The following is a 26,381-nucleotide window of genomic DNA, read 5'->3' as shown; positions in this document are numbered from 1 at the left end:
TCGAATTTGGGATGCATTTTTGGGATGCATTATCGAATTCGGCAAACTGGCTTTATCCGTGACTGGGCCGAGAGTGGCACAGACTTGGCCGCAACAGACTTGGCCACAACAGATCCAGACTGCCCCTTTTTCGACTACGGTATTGAGTTTGATGGGATAGGTGGGTTGTGGGGCGATCGATGCCGAATCCTGAGCCAGAAATATTGCGCTTACTGGATCTGTTGCCGGCTTCGGCACGGATGACAATCAAGATTGTGGGTCGTTCAGAGCAACCTCAAGTGTTGTCGAGTGCCTTGCCGTTGCCTTGGCAGCGCGAGCGCCCAATCTATGTGAATTTTGAACTGTGGCGGCGAATTCCCCGACCCCAGCGAGATTTGTTGATGTTGCGCCAATCCTGTTGGGTAATGGGGGTGCGCTGGGTTGAACCCAACTGGTATCAAGGGGCGGCCTTGGTGGGTTTGGCCAGCGCCGCTTGGCAAATTAGCCAAGGCGATGCATTGGGGGCGGTGGCTTCTGGTGGGCTGGCGGGCTTGGCCGGCTGGCAAATTTGGCGCAACAACCAGCGAACCGAGCGGGAATTGGAAGTGGATCTCGATGCGATCGCGGTGGCGGTGCGTCGGGGCTACGAAGAACCGGAAGCGGCCCGGTTGTTGCTTGAAGGCATCGAAGCAGTGGCCCAATTGGAACGGCGACCGGGCATGGAATTTTTGGAATTGCTTCGTTGTCAACGCTTACGCGCGATCGCCGGTTTATCTCCCCTCCGGCATGAGTCATGATCCCTAGGCGATTGGTGCGACGGGTTGCCCTGATGCCAGTGGTGCTGGCAGTGGGCCTCGGTGGGGGCCTGGGGGCCTGTGGTCGATCGAACCCGGGAGTTTCAGTTCCAGACAGGGCCCCCGGTCCAACGGCGGAGCTGACGGCCACGGAGACCACCCGCCCCACCCCAACGGGCACGGCGGGGTATCAGTACCAAGCGCCCAATCGCAGTTTTCAAATTTGGTTTCCGGCCATACCCGACAGCTCAACGGATCCCTGGGTTTCCGCTCATTACGACGGCGGCACGCGGTTCTATTACGCCAGGGGTGATCAGGCGGGGCCGGCTATCGATTCCGCCAATTCCAGTTCATTGCCACATTACCTTCAGCATGTGGCCACGGGGGTGGCGTTGCAGTTTGGGGCCGAACGGGTTCAACGATCGGAATGGGTACGATCGAGCCAATGGCCAACTCTCAAATTTTCCTTTCAAAATAAGCGCGGCATTCAATACGAAGCCCGCGCCATTTTTCGCCCCGCCTATAGCCAATTATTTGTGCTGGTTTTTGGTACCACGGCGGCGGAGTCATCCATGGGTTGGCCGGAATCTCGGGCCTTTTTCCAATCCTTCCGCCCGATCGATCCCGTCCCCGCTGAACCGGCTAATTCGCCCGATCGCCCTGATCCCACCCCGGTGGATTAACCCCAAGGATTGAGTTCCCGTGAGTTAATCCCCCGAAATTGATTTCAAATCAAGCAATCCCAAATCAAGCAATCCCAAATCAAGCAATCTAAGCAACCGGTTCCCGTTGAGCAATGACGGCATAGAACGGATCACCACCGCCTAGCCCCAACATTCTCAGGAAGGCGGGCCCGCTCGATCGCTCGATTATGTATTTCGGTTTGCCAAAGCCGGGCACATGGTTGAAATATTCACAAACCAGGGCCACTCGATCGGTTTCGGAGCGATCGCGCCAGGCTGCGATCGCCTTTTGATAAAACATCCGATTGGAAAAACTGACAATGGCAATGCCGCCGGGTTTCAGAATGCGATGAATTTCACTGAAAATTGCTTCCGGATATTGCAAATATTGCACGGAAACCGTATTCAAAACCGCATCAAAATAGGCATCCTCAAAGGGAAGTTTCAAATCTACATTTAAGTTCTGCACAATGGAGCGATCGAGCCGAGGATTTTTGGCCAATTCCGCCGCATTCATCCCATGGCCCACCACCTCCGCAAACGTTAAATTTTCCGGTAAATGGGAAACCCAACTGCTCATCAAATCCAGAATCTTGGTGTTGGGTTGCAGTTGTTGGCCATAGAGCTGAGTCAGCCGATCAATAAACCCCTCATCCACATGGGTTACCAACCGTGGGTCTTGGTAAAAAAAGTTGTCGTTGCTGTCATCGAGTTTGGTGCGATCGTCGGGACGGAGCAGCATCATGATCGAGCAGAAAAGCGATAGAAATGGGCAATCAATACTAGGGTACAGAAAATTGCTGGTTGAGCCGGGGAATCACCGCGCTAGGATGAGGCGGACGGCGGCGAGTTGAAAGCTATGGCACTTTCGCGACGAGACTTTTTGGGGCGATCGGGAGCGGCGCTGGCCGGGTGGGGGCTGGCAGAGGCGATCGCAGCCCAACGGGTGGCGCAAGTGTTGGCGGAACCAACCGGCCGGCGCAAGGCCCTGTTAATTGGCATTAATCAATACGAACCGACGGCGATCGCCCCCAACGCGGCCTCGGTGGCCTTGGAAGGTTGCCTGAATGATGTGGCCCTTTGGCAAGAACTCCTAACTTCGCGGTTGGGCTTTCAGGCGGCGGATGTGGTGACCTTGACCGATCGGGCGGCGGGGCGGGCCCAATGGCAAGCGGCTTTAGAGGACTGCGCGGCGGGACTCCGGGCCGGTGATGCGGTGGTGTGGCAATTCAGTGGCTATGGGGGCCTGTTGGCCGATGGAACGGGCCTGTTGGTTCCGGTGGATGGCCATTTGGCCGCCGGAACCCGTGAGGCGACCCCTCCAGAGCCGATCGCCCCCCTGCGCGATTGGAGCGAAGTCACGATTCAAGACTGGCTGCGATCGCTGCCCACGGAACGGGTGCTGGGCGTTGTGGATGCGGGATTTGCCCCTGCTCCGGCCCAAGCTTGGGTTCGCCATCGATCGCGCCCGGTGCTCACCCCTGGTGCTCTGGATCCGGAAGAACTGGCTTGGCAGCAACAGTTACGCCGCGCCCGATCGGGGCGATCGACCGCCGCCAGCGGGTGGTGGTTACGGGCCAGCCAGCCCGATCGCCCCGTGCTGGAATTGCCCCAATCGGGATTTGTGGCCGGGGCCTTCACCTGGGCCTTGGTGCAACAACTTTGGAACAGCCTCCCCGCCAGCACCCTGTGGTTTGACCTGGCTCGCACCGCCGCCCAGGTTACGGATCAAGGGGGCCAGCAACAGCCGATCGCCCAACGGCTGGGGGCCGCCGCGATTCGGGAGAATATTGGGGAAAAAATTGGGGGAAATGTTGGGGAAAACTTGGGGCAATGGTTAGCCACGGCAGCGGGGCCCAGCGCGGGCACAGTCTTGGCAACGGATTCGGTGAATCGCACGGTGACGGTGAGCTTGGCCGGTTTGGCCCCTGCGGTGTTGGCAGGCGCAACCCAGGGTCTCATTCTGGAACCCGCAGCCACGAATTCAGCGGATGACACAGCCTGGATTGGGGGACTGCGCATCACCAGCCGCAATGGTTGGCGGGCGATCGGGCAACCCGTGGCCGAAGACAGCCGCGATCGCCCGGTTGAGGCCTTCGCCTGGCAATCGGGGCAACTCTTGCGGGAACGGTGGCGCATTTTGTCCCGCAACTTGGGGCTACAGGTGGCTCTCGATCCAAACTTTGAGCGCATTGAGCGGATTGATGCCACCAGCGCCTTTGATGCCTTGTCCCATGTGACGGTGGTGAATCCCGAAAACCGGGCGATCGATGCTTGGTTTGCCCGGGCGACCCGCCCCATTGCCAATCCTGACCCCAACGGAGACGAAACCAAAACCGCCTATGGCCTCTGGCGACCGGGCCAAACCCTCTGGCCCAACACGGTGGGCGAAGGTGGCGAAGCGCTCAAGACCGCCGTGCAGCGCTTAGGGCCACAATTACATAGTTTGTTGGCGCGGAAACTTTGGCGGGCCACGCTGAATCAGGGAGCCGGTTGGCCCGTGCGCATCACCCTGGCGGCTTTGGAAACGCCCGATCGCCCCCTTCTGCAATGGAGCACTTTGCCCAATGTTGGCGGTGCGATCGGCCCCAACGGTTCGATCGCCCCGGCCACCTTCACCAGCGGCAGCCGACCCCAACTCACCTTGGAAAATGCCGGAACCGTTCCCCTGTGGGCCTTGGTGTTGCAACTGGATTCCCTGGGACGAGCCACCCTGGTGCAAGACCTGGGGCAGGACACGGAGCCGGGCCAAACCCTGTTGGCCCCCAACAGTCGCCAAACCCTCAGTTGGCCCGCTGCCCCCAGTCGGGGCTTGGGGTCGCTGTTGGTGTGGCTCAGTCGAGATCCCCTGGAGCGGGTGCAGGCCAGCTTGCCCAGCCTGCAAACCGGTGAGGGCGATCGCCTGTGGCCCCTGGCCCAACCGCTGGCCCTGGCCCGCCAACTGCTGGAAGATCTCCAGGAAATCAGCGTGAATCATGCTGCGCCGCCCAGTCGATCGCCCAGCCCCGATAGCTATACCCTCGACTGTCGGCAATGGATGGCCTGGGAATTGCCCTTTCGGTTAATTTAGAAACTCCACCAGGATTCGATCGCCCCGATTCAAATTCAACCGCTGGGCCGCATTCCCCCCCGCACAGGCCACCTCCACCCAATCGTGGCTACCCACCAGTGCCACAAAGTCATGGAGCGATCGGCTGCTGTAGGTGAGTTGCGAGGGAATCAGTTGCTCGCCAATGCGCACGCGCCAGGAGCGATCGCTCACCCGTTGGGCCGGAATGGTGGAAATTAGATTGCCAAAGTGATCCACATGCTGCACCACTCCTTCCAAGCTGGCCGGATTGGCCCCGGCCGCCGGATGGGACACCAAACCCGGCAACGGCAAATTCACTAAACTGGCCGGGTCGATCGGGTTACCCAAATCCGCCAACGGAACCCCATTAGCCAAGTGGGCCGCCACCGCCGCAAAAATATCGCGGCCGTGGAATGTGTGGCTCGGGTTCGGCAATCGCCAAAAGTTGCGCTGGGTCAGCACCACGGCCGACTCCGCCGGGAATTGCGCCAACAGGCCACTCCAAAGGCCGTTGTCTGGGCCCACCAACCAGCCCCGATCAAAGGCGATCGCGATCGGCCGCCGTTCGCCCCCCACTCCCGGATCCACCACCGCCAAGAACACCGTCCCCAACGGAAACGCCGCCGCCGAATTGGCCAACACAAACCGCGCCGCCCACAAATCCTGAGGGGGAATTTGGTGAGTCAGATCAATGGTGGGAATGGCGGGATTGACCTGGGCGATTACCCCCTTCAGCACCCCCGCATAGCCATCGGCCGTGCCAAAGTCCGTCAACAGGGCGATCGGCCGAGGCGGCGCTAACCAAGCGGTGAGGGGAACTGTTGAGGAAAAATCCATGGGTTACCGGAAGATGGGGGCCTTGAACATCAGTTACTTGAATCGATTCTGAAAAAAGATAAATTTTCTGTAATAGCTGATACTTTCTGAATCAAAATTACGCTATCTTAGCAATGGAAGGCCCTCTCAGGAGTGGCTAGTGTCGCCAGCCGAAGCTAATGATTGGCTTCTGCAAGCTGAATCATCGCAGCATTCGCGCCTTCTGTCGTCTGGTTGGTCACTTCAACGATCGTCCCAGGCACTCTCAACCCCTATCCACCTTTCGTCGATCGTTTCCTAGCCATGTTTGGAATCCGCCGCAATCGCCCCAACCCCGCCCAAGTTGCGCAAGTTCACCGCGAAAATCTGCGCAAGCTGCTGGAACACCGCATTGAAGTGGCTCGCGCCAAGGGTGACAACGATTTGGTTCGTAGCCTCGAAGCCGAAGCTGAGTACCTGAAATAACTGTCAATCCGTCAATTAAGAGCTGATTCAATTTGTTCAGAATCGCTTGCCGATCGGCGCTTGGGTTCTGCGTTGTCGCAAATTCCCGCCCGTCTGATCTTCCAAGGAAAAGTCATCACATCAAAGCTGCCTGGGTCGAAAAACCTGGGCAGCTTTGTGTTTAGGCTGCTTTCAGCAGTTCTTCCCAGCAGGTTTCGATCGATCAGTTTCGATCAAGATTGCGATCCGCCTCGGGTCTGCCACGAACCGGCAACCCAGGCGGCTGTGCAGATAGTTGCTTTAGGCGGATTCCGTCAGTGCCCCATAGAACTCGGGCCGGCGATCGCGGAAAAAACCAAAACTGGCCCGATCGAGCGCCGTCTGAGTCAAATCCAACTGAGCCATCAGGATCTCGGGTTGATCGATCGCCCCTTGGGTCAGCAACTCGCCTCGGTGATCGCAAATGAAACTCGTGCCGTAGAACTTTTGCCCCTCTTCATTGCCAATTCGGTTGGCCGCCACCACGGGCACGACATTACAGACCGCATGGCCCAACATCGCCCGCATCCACAGGGGCCGCGTATCCAGATTTGGCTCCTGGGGTTCCGAGCCGATCGCCGTGGGATACAGCAGCACCTCCGCCCCCATCAACACCATCGATCGGGCGCATTCCGGGAACCACTGATCCCAACAAATGCCGACACCGAGACAGCCAAACCGGGTGTGCCAAACCTTAAAGCCCGTGTTGCCCGCCCGGAAATAGAACTTTTCTTCGTAGCCGGGGCCGTCGGGAATGTGGCTTTTGCGGTAGAGACCGAGGATCGAGCCGTCCGCGTCGATCGTCACCAAGCTGTTGTAGTAGTGCTGGCCGTCGCGCTCAAAAATTGAGGTAGGAATCACCGTGCCCGTTTCCCGCGCCACCTGCTGCATGGCCACCACCGCCGGATGTTCCGTGGCGGGGTAAGCCGAGGCGAAAAACTCCGCCCGTTCTTCTTTGCAAAAATAGGGCCCTTGAAATAATTCCGGCGGCAAAATTACTTGCGCCCCTTGGCTAGCTGCTTGGCGAGCGGCGGCCACAACGCGATCGATATTGTCCTGTAAATTCCAGGTTTCAAAGGCATCTTGCAGGGCAGCAACGGTAACAGTGCGATGGTTTGTCATGGGTTGAAAAGGATGGTTGTTGGTGATGGAAATAGACTCTAAATCTAAACTTGCTATCTGAGTTTGTAGAGAATATAGGCTTCAGATAAAACGCGATCGCGAAAATATCGGCTGAGTTCTGCGGGTGTGCGCAAATCAACAACTTTTCCAAAGAGCTGAGTCAGTTCGTCCTGCATCGTCACAATTTGGAACCCTGGTGTTTTACCTGGTAAAAACTGCACCAAAATATCCACATCGCTATCATCTCGGAAATCTTCGCGCAGAACAGAACCAAAGAGCGCCAACACTTGAATGTGGTGACGCTGACAAAAATCCTGAATGGCCGGTTCAGGAATTTCAATTGGGAGAGCTTTAGGAGCGACCTGATGGGTAATTGGACGATCGAGCATAGAACGATTCCAAATCGCGATCGCTAGCGGGGTTGCTGTTGGGAAATGCAGTGGAAGGAGCCACCCCCTTGCAGGATATTTTTGGCGGGTAAACCGATTACTTCCCGATCGCCCCAAATATCTCGCAAATCCTGGGCGATCGCCTGCAAGGCCGCCACCGCTGCCCCATCAAAGGGCGAACCGTATTGGGGCACAATCACTCGCGTATTGCTGATATAGAAATTGACATAGCTGGCGGCCATCAGCTCGCCCTCCTCATCTTCCACGCGACCCGGCGACGGAATCGTCAGCACCTCGATCGCCCGGCCCTTGGCATCCCGCGCCGCCTTCAACGTGGCGATCGCCTCTAGGAGCGCCTCCCGGTTGGGATCATCGGGGCCGCTGGGTTCCATGCACACCACCGTTCCCGGAGCCACAAACCGCGCCAAATTGTCCACATGGCCATCGGTGTGGTCGTTTTGCAGCCCATCGCCCAGCCAAATGATTTGCTCAACGCCCAAGTTGGATTGCAGCTTGGCTTCGATGTCCGCTTGCGACAAATCGGGATTGCGGTTGGGGTTCAGTAAGCATTGGCGGGTGGTTAGCAACGTGCCTTCACCGTCGTGGTCGATCGCCCCGCCTTCGAGCGTCCAAGGATGGGGCAAAAAGTCCACCCCCGATTGCAGGGCGATCCGTTCCGCCACCGAGTCGTCATAGTCGAGCAGATATTTGCCACCCCAACCATTGAACCGAAACCCGATCGCCACCGGTTCCCCCAAACTGTCGCGCAAAAACAGCGGCCCCGTGTCCCGCAACCAAATGTCCCCAAAGGGTTCGTCGTAAATTGTGGCTCCCAAGGGTTCCAGGGCGGCTTGGGCTTCCGCCACCTGGGCCGAACCGCAGGCGAGCACGTGCAGCGCTTCCCCACGCGGCTGGCCGGTGGCGGGGTCGCAATCGGCGATCGCCCGCGCCAGACCCAACACCTCCGATTGCACATCGCGATAGGCATCGAGCCACAAATCGGGATGGCTGGGCCAAGCCAACCAAACCGCCGCATGTTCGTGCCATTCAGGAGGGAAATACATGGGACGTGATGAGAATTGCAGGACTGGAGATGATCAAACGATTGGAAATGGCGGTTTGAAATGGCGATCAAGCACATTTCGTAGGGGCGCACCGCCGTGCGCCCATCTTTGGCGTACTTTGGCCTAACCGCGCTACTACCGGGCTGATGGGGTCAATGCTGCGTTCACCCTAGCCGATCGAGGTGAACAGCCGGTTAAGCCCGACGGAATTCAAACTGCATTCAAACCCAATTCAGCCAAAAATCAAGCGCGATCGCCCCAAGGCCACCGCGCTGATTGAAAACAGCGATTCAACGGGGATTGATCGACAGCTTTGCAGCCCGATCGCCCCCCATTGCTCACTAGTTGCTGCCCGTGAACACCAAATCGGGAAATTTGTCTTGGGCTTCGGCCAGAGGACGCTTGCGGCCTTCTTCTTGCCAGTAGTTGATGATTTCCGTGGCGCGGTTCAACAATTCCACCCGATCGGACTCCGAAATCCAATGCTTGGATTCCAGCTCCGACTTCAGTTGTTCCCACGCATCGTTCCGCGGCCAGAAGAAATAGGCCGTCAGCGGGCTGGTTCCTTTGCCCACAACTTGATCCACCGCCAAAGCGACGTTTTCTTCAAGCCAGAGAACCTTTAAAATAAACTTCGACAAGCTGATGCCTCCAAGATCGACTGCTACGGGTATTTGGCAAGGGTTCGGCCAGTCGGGATCTTCAGACGAAATTTACGCGACTCCAGCGGGTCTTCAACTCGTCCAGGGCGATCGCAACTGACGACAGCACAGCAGTCTATCGTACCGCAAGGAGGCGGTTGACGATCGCCTTTCCGCAATTAGCAGCGATCGGGTCATCGCCACAGGCCCCCAGGTCGCCACGAGATCGCCATAATGTCGCCGCGATGTCGCCATGATATGGTTGCGGCTGTTGAAACAGGATTGCAGATTATTCTGTTGATTGACCCTTTCCATGACTTCCAATTCTCTCCAGGCGATCGCAGTTTTTGACATTGATGGCGTAATTCGGGATGTGGGCCAGTCCTACCGCCGCGCCTTGGCGGACACGGTGGAAGCCTTCACCGATGGCCAATTTCGCCCAACGATGGCGGACATTGACGCGATTAAAGCCGAAGGATCTTGGAATAACGATTGGTTAGCCTCTCAGGAATTTGTCTATCGATTTTGGGAAAGTCAGGGGCGATCGCGCGCAGAATTGGCCCTGAACTATGACGAATTGGTCTTGTTTTTCCAAAAGCGATATCGCGGCCCCAATCCCGAAGATCCCAGCAGTTGGACGGGCTACATTTGCGATGAACCGCTGCTGGTCGATCGCGCCTATTTTGAACAGCTCACCGCGGCCCAAACGGGCTGGGGATTTTTTAGCGGCGCAACACCGGCCTCGGCCAATTTTGTTTTAACTCAGCGGGTGGGGCTAATTGATCCGGTGTTGGTGGCCATGAATGATGCGCCGGAAAAACCTGACCCCACGGGCTTGCAAATGGTGGTCGATCGCCTGGAACCGGCCGGGTTACAACTGCCGGTGATTTATGCGGGCGACACGGCGGCGGACATGCAAACGGTGCTGAATGCGCGCAAAATCGCCCCCGATCGTCGTTGGATTGCGGTGGGCATTTTGCCGCCCCATGCCCTGGTTGATTCGGCCACGCGCGATCGCTACACTGCCACTTTGAAGGCCAATGGCGCAGATGTTGTGTTGTCGTCGGTAACGGAATTAACGGGCGATCGAATTCGAGATTGGCATTAACTGCGGCGGTTGATGGCGGTAGCGTTTACATCCGTCTCAAGTTGAAGTTTTTGCATCCTGGATAGACCACATCACCAATAATGCGCTGTTCATTTAGAAAGACAATCCCGCTCAACCCGACCATTTCATAACCTGAAGGCTGATTAATCCAACGAGTACCACTCAAGCTGAGCCAAGCACGACCTGAATCAAGCCTCCTGTAAAAGCCTTGCATCTCAAAAGACCCGGAGGGTATGGAAGGATTATGGGGGTGAGCAGAGAAATAAAAGATAGCTTTTACTCTCTCGAATGCATCAATTCTCAGATCAAGTTTCAGTCGGGTTTGGCCTTGATTGCACGTATAGTCACCTTCCCAAATTCCTGACAGATTAATTCTAGAAGGTTGAGTCTTCTGAGTTTGCGTCAAATAACCAAAGCTGAGATTTTTAGATGTCAGTTCGCTCACGGTTAGACTTCCCAACAGAAATAGAAATGGCAATAATATTTTCATTTGAGGTCAAAGAATTTTGATAATTTTCCACCCTGCAGACTTGATCAAGCCGTCCTGAAAGCCTACGGATTCAAAGCCAGCGACGACATTTTGGAAAAACTGTTGGCGCTGAATTTGGAATTAGCAGAAAAAGAACAACAAGGTGAAGCGATCGTCGGGCCCTGGGCGCTCGATCGACCCCCAAGCGATCGAGCAAATCAGTAGTACAAGAAAGCCATTGATGCTTTCAGATTAGGGTCAAAACTCACAGAGCGCTAATTCATCGCAAAAACCAAGCGCTCTGAGTTAACATATTCTGGCTAAAGTCTAACTTGTACTGAGATGATTAAAGCCAGTTTTCTATTTGGAAGTCAATAACTTCCTGCATTCGGAGAAAGTCATCATCTGCCGACACTAGAACTAATTGATGAGTGATTGCAGTTGCAGCAATCCATAAGTCATTGTCACTAAAACCTGAATCGCGAAAAATATTCTTTTGACGCTTTCTTTGATCTTTAGGTCTCAATTTTTCAATGATTCTTGCCTTAAGCACTCCATAAGTATCAGCCACGTCCGAGTTGATCTCATAGACATGAATAGAGCTTAGGAAGCTTTGAACTATTATCTGATTTTCGGATTTATATTTTGAATTGGCAACCATATAAATCAGCTCTCCACGAACAATGGCGCAAGTTGCAACGGTATCTTGGTCAAGGCTTTGAAGATGACTTAGGACACGGCTATCTCTGCGAATTATTTTGCTGCAATGATTTGTGTCAAGTAAAAAAGCCATTGCTTCCTCCTGATTAGGTTTATGAGCTTGTTTTGAGAATTTCCGAACTCAAGCGCAGTTTTCTAGATCCATGATTTAAGCACTTTACATCCCAAATTAGCAAAAAAGTGAAAGCCCCAAAAAGAGAATTCTCCTTCTGGGACTTATGAATGATCACAGCAACCCTAAAGCAAACGTCAAGAATTACAGAATTGAATCAAAGGGATTGGGCTGCCAGTCAAACTGAGCTGCGCTGCGATTAGCGCGAACTTGCTGTAAACACTCATCCAAATCATCACCAACCCAAGAGCCGATTGTTTGCAGAGCTTCCCAAATTGATCGCCCTGTTGATTTGGGCGATCGCTCAGGGCCCATATCTGTCAAAAGTGGCGGATCTTGATTCAGCCAGGCTCGTAGCTCTGCCTGATCATCCGGGGACAAAGCCACGATCGCTTGTTTTAAGATATCCAGCGATACTTCAAGAGTTAAAAAAGCCATATTTGCCACCTCTTTGAGCTTTCGTGGCTAGTGTTGGAGGCTAGTGTTGGAGGCAGCATAACAACGGTGCAGCCGACTCCGAAAAAGCATTAGATCTCCCAGCGCTGACCTGGAAATTTTCACCTTTCAATTTTGGCTCAGTTTGCCTTAGCTTTGTTGGGCAATCCAATCGAGACAACATTGGCGGAAATGATCGCCCCGAACTTCAAAATTCGGGAACTGGTCAAAGCTGGCACAGGCAGGCGACAACAAGACGATCGGGGCCTCGTGTGCTTTGGCCAACTCGGCGGCCCGGGGCACTGCCCGATCGAGCGTTTCCACAATTTCCGTAGCCCCATAGCCAGCCGCTTGCAGATTGGCTTGGAAGGTTTCGGCCGCGCTGCCAATCAGCAAAACGGCGGCGGCTCGGGACTGAATGGCCGAAATCCAGGCGCGATCGTCCCCTTCTTTGGCCTCGCCGCCCGCAATTAGGATCGCCGGTTGGGCCACCGCCTTCAGCCCCACTTCCGCCGCATCGTAATTGGTGGCTTTGCTGTCGTTGATGAAGTCGATGCCTTGCCAACTGCCCACCCGCTCCAGACGATGGGGCACGCCGGGAAAGTCGCGCACCGCTTGGGCAATGGTTTCCGGGGCAATACCCGCATAGTGGGCCGCAGCCACGGCCATCAGCAGGTTTTGTTGGTTGTGGCGGCCGGTCATGGCCAGGGCGCTCACGGGCACGATCGCTTGGCCAGCCACCACGGCCCAACCGTCTTCGACCCAAGCCCCCCGATCGGGGTTGGCGGGCAACTGGTCACGCCCGGCCACGCTCGTCCAAATGGCGTTGGGATAGGGGGCGATCGCCTGGGCCCGCAGGGCCGGATCGTCACCGTTCAAAATTTGCAGGGCCGCTCGATCAATCAGGCTGGCTTTGATGTTGAAGTAGTTGTCTAGGCTGTAGTGGCGAGCCAAGTGATCGGGGGTGAAGGTGGTCCAAATACCGATTTTGGGGGCCAGGTTTTGGGAGGATTCAATTTGGTAGCTGCTGACTTCGGCAATCACCCAATCGATCGGGTCGGCTTCCGGCAGGGCCAAGCCACAGGCGGCGGCTCCAATGTTGCCGCAGGCGGGCGCTTTTCGGCCGGCCGCTTGGAAGATGGCAGCGGTGAGGGCGGTGGTGGTGGTTTTGCCGTTAGTGCCGGTGATGGCCACCCAAGGGGTCTGTTGCAGGTTGCGCCAAGCCAACTCCATTTCCCCGATCGTGTCGATGCCGAGCGCCCGGGCCCGGGCCACGCCGGGGCTATCCCAAGGTACGCCGGGACTGACCACCACTAAATCCGGTCGCGGCTCGATCGAGTCGGGGTTGAAGGTGTCGCCCAATCGGACTTGGATGCCCAACTGGGTGAGTGTGGCTTCGATCGGGGCTAGGCGATCGCCCGTTCCCCGATCGCTCACGGTCACCTGCCAGCCCTGGGCCGCCAACAGTTGCGCCGCCGCCACTCCAGATTTACCCAATCCCACAATCCAAGCCGTTTGCACGCTCAAGGCTCCCATTTTGTCTCTGAACTGCTGTTTTTGAATCAGACTCTTTTTAGCGCTGCCGTTCCCGTTCCAAGGCATCGATCGCATCGCCCAGGGCCGTGGTCAAATCCCGTCGGGTGCGATCGTGGGCTTCCCGTTCTGCCTGGAGCTGCCGTACCAGTTGTGCCAGTTGCTCGCGCAGTTGCCGACATTCAATTTGAGCCTCGGCCAGGGTGGCCGGAGTGCTGGCGGGCAGGGCGGCCCCGGTGCTGGCAGGCTCTCCCAGCGGTTCCCACCCATCCAGCACTGCATCGGGATTGCCCCGCAGCCGATCGACTTCCCCTTGCAGCCGGGTCTGTTGTTGCTGAAACTGTTCCCGATCGGCTCGGCGTTGTTGGGCTTCCGTGGTGTAACGGGCTTGCCAAGCGTCGGCGGCCTGGTAGGCCGCATCCCGATCGCGTTTCAGGTCGGTCACCTGTTGTTTGAGGGTTTGAATTTCCCCAATCCATTGGGTGACCTGCTCGTGGGACAGGGGCCCTGCCCCATTCAGCCCTTGGTTGCTCATGGCCGATCTCCGAATGGTTGCCAACTGCTTGCGGACAATTGCTAATTTTTCAGCAACTAATTTCTTAGCAACTAATTTTTCAGCAACTAGTTTCTCAGCAACTAATTTTTCAGCAACAGGTAGTAGAGCCGGCCGCGTGACCCGGTGACCCCGGCTCGATTCCCGGCGATCGGGCCCGTGCCCATGAAGTAGTCGGCTCGGCCGGGGCCAATCATGGCGCTGCCGGTGTCTTGATCCAACACAAACCGGCTGACGTTGCGATTCACCACGCGCCCGTCCGCGCTGGCATAGGGCAGCGTGGTGTTGACCAAAGCCAAGGCTCCGGGGGGCATCAGGGAGCGATCGGTGGCGATCGAGCGATCGGGCGTAACGGGTAAACCCAAGGTTCCTGTGGCCGGTGCGCCAAAGGTTTCCCGGAAGAAGATAAACCGCGTATTGCGGGGCAAGTAGTTATCCAATTCCTGGGGATTTTGGCGGAAATAGCGAATCATCACCGGCAGGGTCAACCCTTCAAAGGGCAGCTTGCCATCTTTGGCCAACTCGCGGCCCACGCTGGTGTAGCCATAGCCGTTGTGGTTGGCATAGCCGACGGTGATCACGTTGCCATCGGGCAATTGCAGCCGGGCCGAACCTTGGATATGCACCAAAAAGGCTTCTAGGCGATCGCTTAACCAAGCAATTTCCTGGCCGCGCAGGGGGCTGTTGGTGCCTTGGCCGTCTTTGCCTTCCAGGATTTCGCGGGTGGGCATGGGGGTGCGCCAACTGGCCAAGTCGGCCGGCTCCCGATAAATCGGATAGCGATAGGTGGCGGAGGGGGTGCGGCTGGCGCGATAAATCGGTTCGTAATAGCCCGTGAAGAAAACATCACCGTTGCCATCCCGCCCGATCGATTGGTAGAGCATGAATTCCCGATCGACCAAGGTGGCCAACTCGCGGGCCGATCGCGCCTGGGTCACCAGTTGCCGAAACCGCCGCACACTCCGCAACACCCGATCGCGCGTGATGCCAGCGACGGGATAGTTTTGGTAAGCCGTGGCGGCCGCTGGCGATTGCAAATAGCGCAAGCTGTAATCGATCGATTGCAACAGGTTACGGCGATCGCCCGATCGGCCGAACAGTTGCTCATCTAAGCCCAACAGACCCGCAATCGATCGCGCCTGTACCGGCCGTAGGGGAATCCGCTGTTCCGCTGGTGAAAGGGGGGTTTCTCCCTGGTGCAGGGGGGGCGGAGTGGGCCGAGTGGTGGACTGAGCCAGGGCCGTGGAACCGCTGAAGGTGGAGCCGCTCAAGGCCAGGGAACCCAGAAGAGAACTCAGACTAAAAACCGCCCCCCAGTAACCAAACTTGGGAGCGGCATGATGGCCAGAACGGCGATTGGTGGCCAGGTGATCGAACTTAGCCCTTAGCTCAGGTTGATCGGATTGATCGGAGCGATGGCGGAAGCGATGGCACAGGAGATCTTTCAGGGAATCTTTCAGACTCATGGGGGTGGTTGGGGTGAAGCGGTGAGGAGCAATCGCGATCCCCGATCGGCATGGGGCGACAGCGATCGGCTCAGAGGCGATCGGGTTGGGGATCGACGGACTATTGCTATCAGACTGGCGGGTGATCGCGCAAGCCCCGATCGGGGAATTGCTTCCTCGATCGCCCCATTGCATCGCCACACCAGTTTTGAGACCAATGGCCAACCACCGTTCAACCCCGATCGCCCCTGAAGCGACTGCTTAAGAACTCCTAGTCGATCGAAGAGACCCACAAAGGAGCAGCTTTGGCATCCCAGGCATCCTTAAAACGATCGATCAATGCTGGAGTTAAACACCGGTTCCACCCGGATACCTAACACCTGCGATGGCCGCACCACCATATATTCACCCTGGAGATTTTGGATCGGCACGCTAATGAAGGCCGAAGAGTCCTGCTTCGGAACCAAGTCCGTGCTGTACCACTTTTGGAAGTCTTGAATCGTGCGGAAGCGAACTTCCTCGCGGTGACCGCCCGCCAACAGGATATGCACCGCAAACTCATCAGGTGTTCTCGGCATCGGCCCGGGATCCTTATAACAACAACAACTGCTGCCGCAGCAAACTACCCATCAACACACTCATCAACATTCGTTCCAAGGCAGCTTGGTTGCCAGCGGCGATCGCCCCAAACAACCAGTGACCCGCAATTAGCCACCTTAATCTTGGCCACCTTAATCATGGAGCTTGCCCAGACTTTACCAAAAAAATGGGTTTAAAGCCCCGCCCTTGTGGAGTGGCTGATCGATCGGGGCGGGCAAAGCATCGGCCGGGATATCCATAAAGCAGCCTGACTCGATCGATTAGTCAACTTGTGAAATCTGTGAAATCTTAGATTGTGAGATCTAATCAAGATAATCAAAACTTGTTTTCAACGAAAGGATTATAAAGATAAGCTTATGAAGATAATTTAGTTTTTATTATTCCCGAGCCGGTCAAGTATCTAGACTTTTTATGAAAGAACCTTTAGCATGTCTGAAGTTGCTAAAGCGGGAAGGCGCTTGACAAGCGGGATTCAGCCCCCATCATCAAGCTCCGATTTAAATTTCCTTGGCTCTTAGCGATCGGCTTTTTCACAACTCATGACAAATTTAGCGACCCCCCGATCGCCCGGTTTGTCGTGCTCAACTTTCACTTAAGGTTGCTAGCGCCATGTCTGATGAGTTCGGATTTTCGCGTCGTCGCTTTCTATTGACCGCTGGAGCCTCCGCCGCAGGCTCCATTCTTTTAAAAGGATGTTTGGGAAATCCCCCAGAACCCGGTGGCACTGCCGCTAGTCCCGCCGGAGGATCGCCCGCCAGCACCGGTAGCCCCGCGGCCCTGACCCCGGAAACCACCCCGGAAGTCACCAAAGCCAAACTCAGCTACCTCCCGATCGCGGAATCTGCACCGCTGATCATTGCCAAGGAAAAAGGTTTTTTTGCCAAGTACGGCATGACCGAAGTGGAGGTGTCCAAGCAAGCCAACTGGGCCGCCGCTCGCGACAACATTGTGATCGGTTCCAAGGCCGGTGGTGTTGATGGTGGCCAATGGCAAATGCCCATGCCCCACTTGATCACCGAGGGCATCATCACCAACGGTAAAAAAACCCCCATGTACGTGTTGGCCCAACTGGTGACCAATGCTAACGGGATTGCCGTTTCTGGCAAAAATGCCGGTAAAGGATTGGGCTTGGATCTCAAAGGTGCTCAAGCCTACATCAAGGGCTACGCCGCACAAAATGGGCGTAAATTCAAAGCCGCCTTCACCTTCCCCGCTGCTAACCAAGATTTCTGGATTCGCTACTGGTTTGCAGCCGGTGGCGTTAACCCCGACAAAGATATCGACCTGCTAGCTGTTCCCCCGCCCGAAACGGTGCAAGGGATGCGAATTGGGACGATGGATGCCTTCAGTACCGGTGATCCCTGGCCCTATCGGATTGTGAACGACAAGATTGGGTTTATGTCTTGTTTGGTCACCGAAATGTGGCCTTACCATCCCGAAGAATATTTCGCGATGCGGGCAGATTGGGTGGATGCCCATCCCAAGGCCACCAAGGCGTTGCTGAAGGGAATCATGGAAGCCCAGCAATGGTGCGACAAGCCCGAAAACCGCGCAGAATTGGTGAAAATTGTTTCCGGCCGGAACTATTTCAACATTCCTGCCAACATTCTGGAGCCGCCTTTCTCAGGCAAATATGCCATGGGAGATGGCAAACCCGACATCAACGATTTCAACAAGGGCCCGCTCTATTGGAAAGACCCGATCGGGAGTGTTTCCTATCCCTACAAGAGCCATGATCTTTGGTTCCTCACGGAAACGATTCGTTGGGGCTTCCACAAGGATTACGGCTTCACGGTTGCTAAGGCTAAGGATTTAGTTGAGCGGGTCAATCGCGACAACATTTGGCTGGAAGCTGCTAAGGAAGCTGGGATCACCGATGTGCCCAGCAGCCCTTCCCGTGGGGTAGAAACCTTCTTCGACGGCATCAAGTTTGATCCTGAAAAGCCCGAAGATTACCTCAAGAGCTTGGCCATTAAGGCTTAGGAATTTGCTCCCAAGGAACCAACTCCTTCAGGACGACTCACACACCCAATTGGTTGAATTTCGCTTCATTCAACTTCTTTCTTCGACCTTCGAGAGAACATCACCATGGCACCTTCTGTATCTCGATCGAACGGCATTTCCAAGCCCTCCGCCTTTGACCTATGGCTGAAGAAAAATGGCAGCACGATCCTATTACCCGCGATCGGGATTTTGGGATTCCTGACCATCTGGCAACTGATTGCTTGGTCGGGTGTGACCCGGTTGCCCGGCCCTCTGAGCGTGTTTACCGACGATCGCACCCGCACCCTGCTGCTCTATCCCTTCTACGATCGCGGCGGGTTGGATAAGGGTCTGTTTTGGCAAACGATGGCGAGTCTGGTGCGCGTGGCCCAGGGTTATGCGATCGCCTCGGTCGTGGGCATTTCATTGGGGATTTTAGTGGGTCTTTCACCGGCCATTGATAAGGCGCTGGATCCGGTTTTTCAGTTCTTGCGGATGATTGCACCGTTGGCATGGGTTCCGATCGCCCTGGTGACGTTCCAACAACCAGAAATCTCCGCCATCTTCGTGATTTTTGTGACCGCTGTTTGGCCGATTTTGATTAACACCACGGTGGGTGTGAAGCAAATTCCCCAGGACTACATCAACGTCAAACAGGTGTTGCAACTGAAGCAAAAAACCTTCTTCTTCAAGATTCTATTCCCTTCGGCCCTGCCCTACATCTTCACGGGCTTGCGGATTGCGATCGGTCTGTCTTGGTTGGCAATTATTGCGGCTGAAATCGTGATTGGTGGCACGTTGGGAATCGGCTTCTTTATCTGGGATGCCTATCAGCAAAACTACGTCAGCGAAATCATTCTGGGCGTGGTTTACATCGGAGCTGTGGGCTTGATTCTCGATCGCGCTGTTGCCTACATCCAAACCCTGATCCTGCCGGAATAAATCGGTAAATCGCCAGTTCCAGAGGGCGCAAGCGTTGCGCCCCTACCTATTCCCTCCGCTGGTTTTTAGAGGATTGCCCCATGAGTGCATTCGTTGCGATCGAGAATCTCGAAAAAGTCTTTCCCCTCAACCAAGGTGAATACCTCGCCCTCAAGGGCATTGACCTGACGATCAAAAAGGGTGAATTCGTTTCCCTGATTGGTCACTCCGGTTGCGGCAAATCCACCCTGCTAAACATGATTTCCGGGTTGGATTTTCCCACCGATGGCCTCGTCACCCTGGAAGGGCAACGAATTAAAAAACCTGGGCCCGATCGAATGGTGGTGTTCCAAAACTATTCGCTGTTGCCCTGGTTGACCGCCCGCGAAAACATCGCCTTGGCTGTCGATGAAGTGATGGGTGATTTGCCCAAGGCTGATCGCGATGCGATGGTGCAGACCCACATTGATATGGTGGGTTTGAAACAAGCCGCCGAAAAGCGCCCCGGTCAACTGTCCGGCGGGATGAAACAACGGGTGGCGATCGCCCGAGCGCTGGCCCTCAAGCCCAAGCTGTTGCTGTTGGATGAACCCTTCGGTGCGTTGGATGCCTTGACTCGCGGCAATTTGCAAGAAAAGCTGATGCAAATTTGCGAGGAAAACCAAGTCACCGCCGTGATGGTGACTCACGATGTGGATGAGGCGGTGTTGTTGAGCGATCGAATCGTGATGCTCACCAATGGCCCCGGCTCCAAAATTGGGCAAATCTTGGAAGTGGATATTCCCCGCCCCCGCAAACGGATGGAAGTGGTGGAACACCCCAGCTACTACAAGCTGCGATCGGAAATGATCTACTTCCTAAACCAACAGAAACGGGTGAAGAAAATTCGCGCCCGCAAGGTGGAAGTGGTCGCCAAACATGGCTTGGAAAAAGTCAATTTGGAAATCGGTTTTGTGCCCCTCACCGCCTGTGCGCCCCTGGCTGTGGCCAAGGAAAAGGGCTTCTTTGAAAAATACGGTCTCGATGAAGTCAACCTGGTGCGGGAAACCAGTTGGCGCGGCATCGTAGACGGGATTGCCGGTGGCTACATCGACGCGGCCCAAATGCCCTCGGGGATGCCCATTTGGTTAACCGTTGGTGGTCATGAAGATCGCCCCTTGCCCACGGTCACTTCCCTGACCATGAGCCGCAACGGAAACGCCGTCACCCTTTCCAAAAAGCTGTTTGATGCGGGTGTCCAAACCGCCGCCGACTTCAAAAAGCTGCTGCGGGAAACGCCGGGTAAATCCCACATTTTGGGGATGGTTCACCCCTCTTCCATGCACAATTTGCTGCTGCGCTATTGGCTAGCAGCCAACGAAATTGATCCCGATCATGATGTGCATTTGGAAACGATTCCGCCGGCCCAAATGGTGGTGGATTTGAAAGCGGGCAGCATTGACGGCTATTGCGTCGGTTCGCCTTGGAACCTGCGGGCTGCTATGGAAGGCGTGGGCGTGACGATCGCCACCGACCTAGAAATCTGGCAAGGGCACCCGGGCAAAGTCCTGGGCGTGCGCGAGGACTGGGCCAACGCCTACCCCAACACCCACGTGGCCCTGGTGAAGGCGCTGCTGGATGCCTGCCGCTACTGCTCCGACCCGGCAAACCACTTGGAAGTCCGCAAAATCCTGAGCGATCGCGCCTATGTGGGCACTCGCGAGGAATACATCCACCTGGGCGATCCGAAGGAGCTGACCTGCGACCTGGGCAACCCGATCGAGTATGCCCACCACTGGTTCTATGGCGAAGGGGCCAACCGTCCCAGCCGCACGGAGCACCTGTGGATGATGGCGCAGATGGCGCGTTGGGGCGATGTGCCCTTCCCGCGCAACTGGCTGGAAGTGCTGGAGCGGGTGGTACGTCCGACCACCTACAGCATTGCCGCTCGGGAGCTGGGCTTGCTGGATGAGAAGTTCCGGCGCGGGGCGATCGAACTGTTTGATGGTTCGGCCTTCGACGCGGAAGACCCGATCAGTTACCTGAACAGCCTGGCGATTAAGGCCAATATCTCGATCGCCGAAGTTCACCTCGATCCGCCACGAATCTTGGCTGCGTAAATCCCGGAAAGGGCGCACGGCGGTGCGCCCCTACCAACCCACATCGCTTCAGTTTGCAATCCGAATTAACCGATTCGTCGGAGGTTTTTAGGATGTCGATCGCCACCAACAGCGCTCAAAAAGTTGCGCCGCTCCAGTCTTCCGGCACGCCCTTTCTAGAGTTCAAAGGGGTTAACAAAACCTACCCCACCGGTAAAGGCCCCTACGTCGTTTTGGATGGGGTGAACCTCACCGTTAATGAGGGCGAATTTATTTGCGTGATCGGTCACTCCGGTTGCGGTAAATCGACCCTGTTGAGCATGGTTTCCGGCTTTGCCCAGCCCACCCACGGCACTGTGCGCCTCAAGGGCCAAGACATCAAAAAGCCCGGGCCCGATCGGATGGTGGTGTTCCAAAACTACGCCCTGCTGCCCTGGTTGACGGTGTTTGAAAACGTCTATCTAGCGATCGATGCGGTGTTTCCCGAAAAACCCGAACGGGAAAAGCGTGCTATGGCTCGCGACAACCTGGCCATGGTGGGTCTCAGCGAAGCCATGGAAAAGAAGCCACCGCAAATTTCCGGGGGTATGAAGCAGCGGGTTTCGATCGCCCGCGCCCTTTCCATTCAACCGGAAGTGTTGATTCTCGATGAACCCTTTGGTGCGCTGGATGCGATCACCAAGGAAGAACTCCAAGAAGAATTGCTAAAAATTTGGAGTGGTCGCCGCTGCACGGTGTTGATGATCACCCACGACATTGATGAGGCACTCTTCTTGGCCGATAAGTTGGTGATGATGACCAACGGCCCTTCCGCAAAAATCGGGGAAGTGATGGAAATTCCGTTCGATCGCCCACGCGATCGGGATCTGATTATGGAAGATCCGCGCTACTACGATCTGCGGAACTACGCCCTCGATTACCTATTCAATCGTTACGCTCACGACGACGAATAGGCGCGACAATTTTTCAGTTTTCTCCTCAGCAACTTTGCTTCTTCCCCGTTTGCCCCACCAGGCGATCGGGGATTTTTATTGCCTATAGAGAGTGACCCATATCAATTTAGAAGTCGAAGGAGAATCTAGGAAGACCAGATCAATCAATAACTGCTTTTAAAACATTTCTCAAGTCAGGATCTGATGGACGTTTAGCAAACTGCTCATGGCTATATAGCCACACCAACCGAATAATTCGTGCTTCAGCATCCACAAGATACATTAAGCGAATCTGGCCAGATGCCCCGCGCCCTACTTTCAGCTCCAGTTTGTGAAACGTCCAGTTATCAGGCAACCGGAAGCGACTAGGTAATGGTTCTTGGCGAGAACTTGGTGGATGAGGATCATCCATCAACTGTTCTAATATGAAGGTCATCTGACTGACCATCACTTGACCTGTAGCCTTAACCAACTTTTTAAAAGAGCGCTGAAATTGCTCAGAACTCTCAATCGAGAAGGGAGTTAAGCCAGTCATTCACTGCTCCTTTCTCAATCGTAGCGGTGGGTGGATTTGTTAAGGATGTATGGAGCGTCTGGGTCATCGCCGCATCATAAACTGGCGACGATCGCTCAATTTGCTCTAATTTTTGATCACCTAATGCTTTGAGATCATTCAGTGAAATGGGTTGTGTTGAACTCGCTTCCGCAGGCAGTCCTCGACGAGCCTTCTGCCAAGGAAATTCACCATGACTCATATCACTCAATCGGTAGGCATGATAGTTACCAAAGTGATCCCAAACCTCATCGAGAACCGATTGGATTTCTTTTGAAAGATGAGATAGCTTTTTTCGCTCAGGAAATGGCAATTGCTGGGCTTCAAAGTCACTATAAAATCGATAGGCAGGTGGGCAAACGGGCCCATATCGCCATGCTTGAATCTCTTCAGCAAAGAGCGGTTGATCGTATAAAGCCAGGTGCAAGCTCTGGGCGTAATAGAGCAACTTTTGCACCTTCATATTGGTTATATCGACTTCCAAGCCATCTTCATAGGCTCGGGCAATGAAGTATTGAGCAGCATCGAGGCAGCTAATCATGGCTTGGGTTCCCCTCTGCTTTGGTCGATCGCTAATCACTTCTCAGTCCATTCTAGAGTTCTCGACTGTTCAAAATCCAGTTCCAAATGCGGGAAAAACGCGATCGCACATGCTTCAGACGATTCAAAAGCATTAAAAAACCGCCCGAAGCTTGTTCGAGCGGGGTGTGGTGTGAGGAGTGAACGGAAACATGCGTCTCCGCTATACCTCTATTCTATACGCTGAGTTTGCCTCTCGATAAGGATTGTGGCCGATCGCCCTATAAATTGAGACGAATCGACAACCTCAGCAGGCGATCGACTATTTGCCCATGCCCAACTGTTGGGCCTTCTGGTACACCTTGCCCTCGGTCAGCAGCGACGGCGCAACGGCCACCTCCACTTGCTGCATTTCCTTCAAGGTGCTGGCTCCCAACGTCCCCATGCTGGTCTTCAGTGCGCCCAACAGGTTGTGGGTTCCGTCGTCCAGCTTTGCGGGGCCGATCAGGATTTCTTCCAGGGTTCCCGTCGTGCCCACCTTGATTCGCGTCCCCCGGGGCAGCACGGGGCTAGGCGTGGCCATGCCCCAGTGGAAGCCGCGACCCGGCGCACCGGCCGCCCGCGCGAACGGCGAGCCAATCATCACCGCATCGGCTCCGCAGGCGATGCACTTGCAGATGTCGCCGCCGGTCACCAAGCCACCGTCAGCAATAATCGGCACGTATTTACCAGTCTTGGCGTGGAACTCGTCACGAGCGGCCACGCAATCGGCCACGGCAGTCGCTTGGGGCACGCCAATGCCCAGCACCCCGCGCGAGGTACAGGCCGCACCGGGGCCAATGCCCACCAACACAGCGGCGGCTCCGGCTTCCAACAGTTGCAGGGTCACTTCGTAGGTGACGCAGTTGCCCAAGGCCACGGGCATCGGCATTTCTTTGCAGAATTTTGCCAAGTCCAGCGGGGTCACGCCTTCGGGAGAAACGTGGTTGGTGGAAACAACGGTGGCTTGGATAAAGAGGATATCGGCTCCGGCTTCGGCGATCACGCTGCCAAATTTTTGGGCGGCGATCGGGGTGGCGCTGACGGCCGCGATGCCGCCGCCGGCCTTCATTTCCTGAATTCGCTTAGCAATCAAGGCTTCTTTGATCGGTTCGGCGTAGAGTTCTTGCATCAAGGGCACGAATTCATCTTTGCCGACGGAGGCAATCCGATCGAGGATCGGTTCGGGATCGTCGTAGCGAGTTTGGATCCCTTCCAGGTTCAACACGCCCAATGCCCCCAACTGGGCCAGCTTGATGGCGGTTTGGACATCCACCACGCCGTCCATGGCGCTGGCAATAATCGGGATCGTGCGTTCGATGCCGCCGATCGTCCAGCGGGTATCGGTGACGTTTGGATCAACGGTGCGGCCCCCCGGCACCAGGGCGATTTCATCAATACCGTAGGCCCGGCGAGCGGTTTTGCCTCGTCCCAATTGAATGTCCACTGCGCTTGCTTGCTCCTTGGCTCGAATCGAGGTTTGCGATCGCTCATATAGATAACCCTAGAATTCGTTTTGCAGAGCGAATTCGGGGGGTGATTGAGCGGGTTGGCGAAATGTATTCCAGCTAGGGTATCAAATCTAGCAGACGGCGCGATCGCTTCTAGAATCTTGGGCGATCGATTCGCGATCGCCCCCTTGACTTTCGGAGGACTGGGCCGGGAATGGGCGGGTTGCGCGGCCCCCGCAACGGTACAATTTGGGGCAGCGTTGCGGTCTGGCGCGGTTTTGCTGGCGCTCGATCGCTGGTGAAATGAGGGGTTGCCCGCGTGGCTCCCTTGGTGTTGGCCGGCCCCTGGCCGACCCTGTGCTAATCCCAAAAGCCGCAGTGATGTTGTCAATTGCCCCTGTGAATTGCCCTATGGGTGCTGCTGAGTGGCCGGAAGTTTCTGCAACCAACGGAATCGCCACAGGTGCGATCGAACCGGAGCAATTACTCGATTTAGCCCAGCGGGCCGGTGCCGAAGCCGCTGAAGTTTATCAATCCCAGTCCCTATCGCGGCCGGTTTCCTTTGAAGCAAACCGCCTGAAGCAAATTGAAAGCGCCCAGGCCGCGGGCACGGCCCTGCGGCTTTGGAAAAATGGTCGGCCCGGCCTGGCGGTGGCCTATGGGCCCGTGGATGCCCAGGCCTTGGTGGAACGAGCGATCGCCCTCAGTGCGCTGAACGACCCGGAAGACATTGAACTGGCTGACAGCGCCGCCGCCGACCACTACCCAGACTTGGGCCAGGCGATCGCCGTGGAACAGTTAATTGAGTGGGGCAAAAGCGCGATCGCCCATATTCGCGATCGCCATCCCGATGTGCTCTGTTCTGCGGAGTGGGAAGCGGATGTGGAAACCACCCGATTGGTGAACTCCCGCGGCCTCGACTGTGGCTACAGCGACACCACTTTGGGCTGTTACCTGTCCGCCGAGTGGGTGAGGGGCGATGACTTTTTATATGTGGCCGATGGACAAACCCAGCGCGATCAACTCGACCCGATCGCGATCGCCCAACAGGTGGTGCAGCGGCTCGATTGGTCTCGGCAAAACGCCGCCACCCTCACCGGCCGGTTACCTGTCCTGTTCACAGCCAAAGCCGCCGACATGCTTTGGGGAACCGTCCAAGCTGCCCTCAATGGCAAGCAAGCCCTCGAAGGAGCCTCGCCTTGGGGTGGGCAAACGGGCAAGTTGGAAGGCAGCCGCCTGGGCGATCGGGTCTTGGATGGGGGAGTAACCCTGTCTCAGCAGCCCGAAGCGGGGCCCTACAGTTGCCCCTTTGATGACGAAGGCACGGCCACCCGGGCCATTGATTTTGTGAAAGACGGGGTGCTGCAAAGTTTCTACGCCGATCGCAAAACCGGTCGCCGCCTGGGCATTGGCACCACCGGCAACGGTTTCCGGCCCGGCTTGGGCAGCTATCCGGCTCCCGGCCTGTTCAACATGGTGATTACCCCCGGCCAAGACAGTTTGGAGCAACTGATTGCCAATTTGCCCTCGGGCCTGATCATTGACCAAATGTTGGGCGGCGGCGCAGGCATTTCCGGAGATTTCTCCGTGAATATTGACCTGGGCTTTTGGGTGGAGCAGGGGCAAATTGTCGGCCGAGTCAAGGACACCATGGTGGCGGGCAATGTTTATGCCGCCTTGAAACAGGTGGTGGCGCTGGGGGGAGATGCGGAATGGAACGGCTCTTGCTACACACCCTCGATCGTGGTGGATGGCCTGTCGATTACGGGGCGATCGGGCGATTAGGCGATCGGCCGCATTCTGGCCAGGCAACGGACAGGAAAGCTAACGGGCCAGCTCCCAGCAATCACCAGCCATGGAGCGATCGCCCCAAAAGCAAGGGCGCACCG

Annotated in this window: 28 protein-coding genes; 11 read left to right on the top strand and 17 right to left on the bottom strand. The window is 56.0% G+C overall.

The genetic code is table 11. The features are described 5' to 3' along the window. Window positions 1-179: 179 nt before the first annotated feature. Together H6F46_RS06700 and H6F46_RS06695 are read left to right on the top strand one after the other, a co-directional pair. A complete protein-coding gene (locus H6F46_RS06700; protein ID WP_190354218.1) occupies window positions 180-776 on the top strand; it encodes a DUF3318 domain-containing protein in 597 nt (198 codons plus the stop codon). Then, on the top strand, window positions 773-1,456 hold the full coding sequence (locus H6F46_RS06695) for a hypothetical protein (RefSeq protein ID WP_190354044.1): 684 nt from the start codon (window positions 773-775) through the stop codon (window positions 1,454-1,456). The genes H6F46_RS06700 and H6F46_RS06695 overlap by 4 nt, the downstream gene beginning before the upstream one ends. An 88-nt stretch (window positions 1,457-1,544) precedes the next feature. Here the strand turns inward: H6F46_RS06695 and H6F46_RS06690 are convergent, their stop codons facing one another. Beyond that, complete coding sequence (locus H6F46_RS06690) at window positions 1,545-2,198, bottom strand: class I SAM-dependent methyltransferase (protein WP_099531736.1); 654 nt, start codon at window positions 2,196-2,198, stop codon at window positions 1,545-1,547. 117 nt (window positions 2,199-2,315) lie between these two features. Between H6F46_RS06690 and H6F46_RS06685 the strand changes: the two genes are divergently transcribed. Further along, on the top strand, window positions 2,316-4,526 hold the full coding sequence (locus tag H6F46_RS06685; RefSeq protein WP_190354043.1) for a caspase family protein: 2,211 nt from the start codon (window positions 2,316-2,318) through the stop codon (window positions 4,524-4,526). On the opposite strand, the gene H6F46_RS06680 is transcribed toward H6F46_RS06685, so the two are convergent. Then, window positions 4,518-5,363 carry an S-adenosyl-l-methionine hydroxide adenosyltransferase family protein gene (locus tag H6F46_RS06680; protein ID WP_099531734.1) on the bottom strand — a complete coding sequence of 282 codons (846 nt, stop codon included), beginning with the start codon at window positions 5,361-5,363 and terminating at the stop codon, window positions 4,518-4,520. The genes H6F46_RS06685 and H6F46_RS06680 overlap by 9 nt on opposite strands. A gap of 282 nt (window positions 5,364-5,645) precedes the next feature. Between H6F46_RS06680 and H6F46_RS06675 the strand changes: the two genes are divergently transcribed. Next, window positions 5,646-5,807 carry a hypothetical protein gene (locus tag H6F46_RS06675; RefSeq protein ID WP_190354042.1) on the top strand — a complete coding sequence of 54 codons (162 nt, stop codon included), beginning with the start codon at window positions 5,646-5,648 and terminating at the stop codon, window positions 5,805-5,807. Between the two features lie 279 nt (window positions 5,808-6,086). On the opposite strand, the gene aguB is transcribed toward H6F46_RS06675, so the two are convergent. From aguB to H6F46_RS06650, 5 genes are all read right to left on the bottom strand, one after another. Beyond that, the gene (gene aguB / locus H6F46_RS06670) at window positions 6,087-6,947 is read right to left on the bottom strand and encodes an N-carbamoylputrescine amidase (protein ID WP_099531733.1); all 861 of its coding nucleotides are present in this window, start codon (window positions 6,945-6,947) and stop codon (window positions 6,087-6,089) included. A 53-nt stretch (window positions 6,948-7,000) separates the two neighbouring features. After that, window positions 7,001-7,336 (bottom strand): nucleotidyltransferase family protein, encoded by a 336-nt coding sequence (locus tag H6F46_RS06665; protein ID WP_190354041.1) that lies wholly within the window; start codon window positions 7,334-7,336, stop codon window positions 7,001-7,003. 23 nt (window positions 7,337-7,359) lie between these two features. After that, complete coding sequence (locus H6F46_RS06660; RefSeq protein ID WP_190354040.1) at window positions 7,360-8,400, bottom strand: agmatine deiminase family protein; 1,041 nt, start codon at window positions 8,398-8,400, stop codon at window positions 7,360-7,362. A 341-nt stretch (window positions 8,401-8,741) separates the two neighbouring features. Further along, window positions 8,742-9,041, bottom strand: coding sequence for a 30S ribosomal protein PSRP-3 (locus H6F46_RS06655; protein ID WP_099531728.1), 300 nt, complete (start codon window positions 9,039-9,041; stop codon window positions 8,742-8,744). 93 nt (window positions 9,042-9,134) lie between these two features. Beyond that, entirely contained in the window at window positions 9,135-9,296 is a 162-nt protein-coding gene (locus H6F46_RS06650) for a hypothetical protein (protein WP_190354039.1), read from the bottom strand. Between the two features lie 58 nt (window positions 9,297-9,354). Between H6F46_RS06650 and H6F46_RS06645 the strand changes: the two genes are divergently transcribed. Further along, window positions 9,355-10,149 (top strand): TIGR01548 family HAD-type hydrolase, encoded by a 795-nt coding sequence (locus tag H6F46_RS06645; protein WP_190354038.1) that lies wholly within the window; start codon window positions 9,355-9,357, stop codon window positions 10,147-10,149. A gap of 25 nt (window positions 10,150-10,174) precedes the next feature. Here the strand turns inward: H6F46_RS06645 and H6F46_RS06640 are convergent, their stop codons facing one another. The 7 genes from H6F46_RS06640 to H6F46_RS06610 all read right to left on the bottom strand — a co-directional run bounded on the left by H6F46_RS06640 (window position 10,175) and on the right by H6F46_RS06610 (window position 15,994). Further along, on the bottom strand, window positions 10,175-10,594 hold the full coding sequence (locus H6F46_RS06640; RefSeq protein ID WP_190354037.1) for a hypothetical protein: 420 nt from the start codon (window positions 10,592-10,594) through the stop codon (window positions 10,175-10,177). Window positions 10,595-10,964: 370 nt separating this feature from the next. After that, window positions 10,965-11,411 (bottom strand): type II toxin-antitoxin system VapC family toxin, encoded by a 447-nt coding sequence (locus tag H6F46_RS06635; RefSeq protein ID WP_190354036.1) that lies wholly within the window; start codon window positions 11,409-11,411, stop codon window positions 10,965-10,967. 183 nt (window positions 11,412-11,594) lie between these two features. Further along, complete coding sequence (locus H6F46_RS06630; protein ID WP_190354035.1) at window positions 11,595-11,888, bottom strand: hypothetical protein; 294 nt, start codon at window positions 11,886-11,888, stop codon at window positions 11,595-11,597. A 147-nt stretch (window positions 11,889-12,035) separates the two neighbouring features. Next, window positions 12,036-13,406 (bottom strand): UDP-N-acetylmuramoyl-L-alanine--D-glutamate ligase, encoded by a 1,371-nt coding sequence (gene murD / locus H6F46_RS06625; protein ID WP_190354216.1) that lies wholly within the window; start codon window positions 13,404-13,406, stop codon window positions 12,036-12,038. A gap of 52 nt (window positions 13,407-13,458) precedes the next feature. Beyond that, a complete protein-coding gene (locus tag H6F46_RS06620; RefSeq protein WP_190354034.1) occupies window positions 13,459-13,953 on the bottom strand; it encodes a hypothetical protein in 495 nt (164 codons plus the stop codon). A 101-nt stretch (window positions 13,954-14,054) separates the two neighbouring features. Further along, window positions 14,055-15,269, bottom strand: a complete 1,215-nt coding sequence (locus tag H6F46_RS06615) for an MltA domain-containing protein (RefSeq protein ID WP_347278292.1) — start codon at window positions 15,267-15,269, stop codon at window positions 14,055-14,057. 470 nt (window positions 15,270-15,739) lie between these two features. Next, window positions 15,740-15,994: a hypothetical protein gene (locus H6F46_RS06610; protein WP_099531721.1), complete on the bottom strand. Its 255-nt coding sequence runs from the start codon at window positions 15,992-15,994 to the stop codon at window positions 15,740-15,742. A gap of 631 nt (window positions 15,995-16,625) precedes the next feature. On the opposite strand from H6F46_RS06610, the gene H6F46_RS06605 reads away from it, so the two are divergent. The 4 genes from H6F46_RS06605 to H6F46_RS06590 all read left to right on the top strand — a co-directional run bounded on the left by H6F46_RS06605 (window position 16,626) and on the right by H6F46_RS06590 (window position 21,951). After that, window positions 16,626-17,999 carry a CmpA/NrtA family ABC transporter substrate-binding protein gene (locus tag H6F46_RS06605; protein ID WP_190354033.1) on the top strand — a complete coding sequence of 458 codons (1,374 nt, stop codon included), beginning with the start codon at window positions 16,626-16,628 and terminating at the stop codon, window positions 17,997-17,999. A 105-nt stretch (window positions 18,000-18,104) separates the two neighbouring features. Further along, window positions 18,105-18,941 carry a nitrate ABC transporter permease gene (gene ntrB / locus H6F46_RS06600; RefSeq protein WP_190354032.1) on the top strand — a complete coding sequence of 279 codons (837 nt, stop codon included), beginning with the start codon at window positions 18,105-18,107 and terminating at the stop codon, window positions 18,939-18,941. A gap of 80 nt (window positions 18,942-19,021) precedes the next feature. After that, entirely contained in the window at window positions 19,022-21,019 is a 1,998-nt protein-coding gene (locus H6F46_RS06595; protein ID WP_190354031.1) for a nitrate ABC transporter ATP-binding protein, read from the top strand. 92 nt (window positions 21,020-21,111) lie between these two features. Next, window positions 21,112-21,951: a nitrate ABC transporter ATP-binding protein gene (locus tag H6F46_RS06590; RefSeq protein ID WP_099531717.1), complete on the top strand. Its 840-nt coding sequence runs from the start codon at window positions 21,112-21,114 to the stop codon at window positions 21,949-21,951. Window positions 21,952-22,090: 139 nt separating this feature from the next. Here H6F46_RS06590 and H6F46_RS06585 read toward each other — a convergent pair whose 3' ends face one another. The 3 genes from H6F46_RS06585 to H6F46_RS06575 form a co-directional block, all read right to left on the bottom strand. Then, a complete protein-coding gene (locus H6F46_RS06585) occupies window positions 22,091-22,465 on the bottom strand; it encodes a hypothetical protein (RefSeq protein ID WP_190354030.1) in 375 nt (124 codons plus the stop codon). Continuing rightward, window positions 22,437-23,024: a Panacea domain-containing protein gene (locus H6F46_RS06580; RefSeq protein ID WP_190354029.1), complete on the bottom strand. Its 588-nt coding sequence runs from the start codon at window positions 23,022-23,024 to the stop codon at window positions 22,437-22,439. The genes H6F46_RS06585 and H6F46_RS06580 overlap by 29 nt, the downstream gene beginning before the upstream one ends. 300 nt (window positions 23,025-23,324) lie before the next feature. Continuing rightward, window positions 23,325-24,488 carry a GuaB3 family IMP dehydrogenase-related protein gene (locus H6F46_RS06575; RefSeq protein ID WP_099531714.1) on the bottom strand — a complete coding sequence of 388 codons (1,164 nt, stop codon included), beginning with the start codon at window positions 24,486-24,488 and terminating at the stop codon, window positions 23,325-23,327. Between the two features lie 165 nt (window positions 24,489-24,653). On the opposite strand from H6F46_RS06575, the gene H6F46_RS06570 reads away from it, so the two are divergent. Both H6F46_RS06570 and H6F46_RS06565 read left to right on the top strand, forming a co-directional pair. Continuing rightward, window positions 24,654-24,794, top strand: a complete 141-nt coding sequence (locus H6F46_RS06570) for a hypothetical protein (RefSeq protein WP_190354028.1) — start codon at window positions 24,654-24,656, stop codon at window positions 24,792-24,794. A gap of 109 nt (window positions 24,795-24,903) precedes the next feature. Continuing rightward, complete coding sequence (locus H6F46_RS06565; RefSeq protein WP_190354027.1) at window positions 24,904-26,277, top strand: TldD/PmbA family protein; 1,374 nt, start codon at window positions 24,904-24,906, stop codon at window positions 26,275-26,277. The last annotated feature ends 104 nt before the right edge of the window (window positions 26,278-26,381 follow it).

Origin of the sequence: Limnothrix sp. FACHB-1083 (genome assembly GCF_014696485.1) — a bacterium.
Lineage (GTDB): Bacteria > Cyanobacteriota > Cyanobacteriia > CACIAM-69d > CACIAM-69d > CACIAM-69d.
This window is presented reverse-complemented; position numbering and strand designations above follow the sequence as displayed.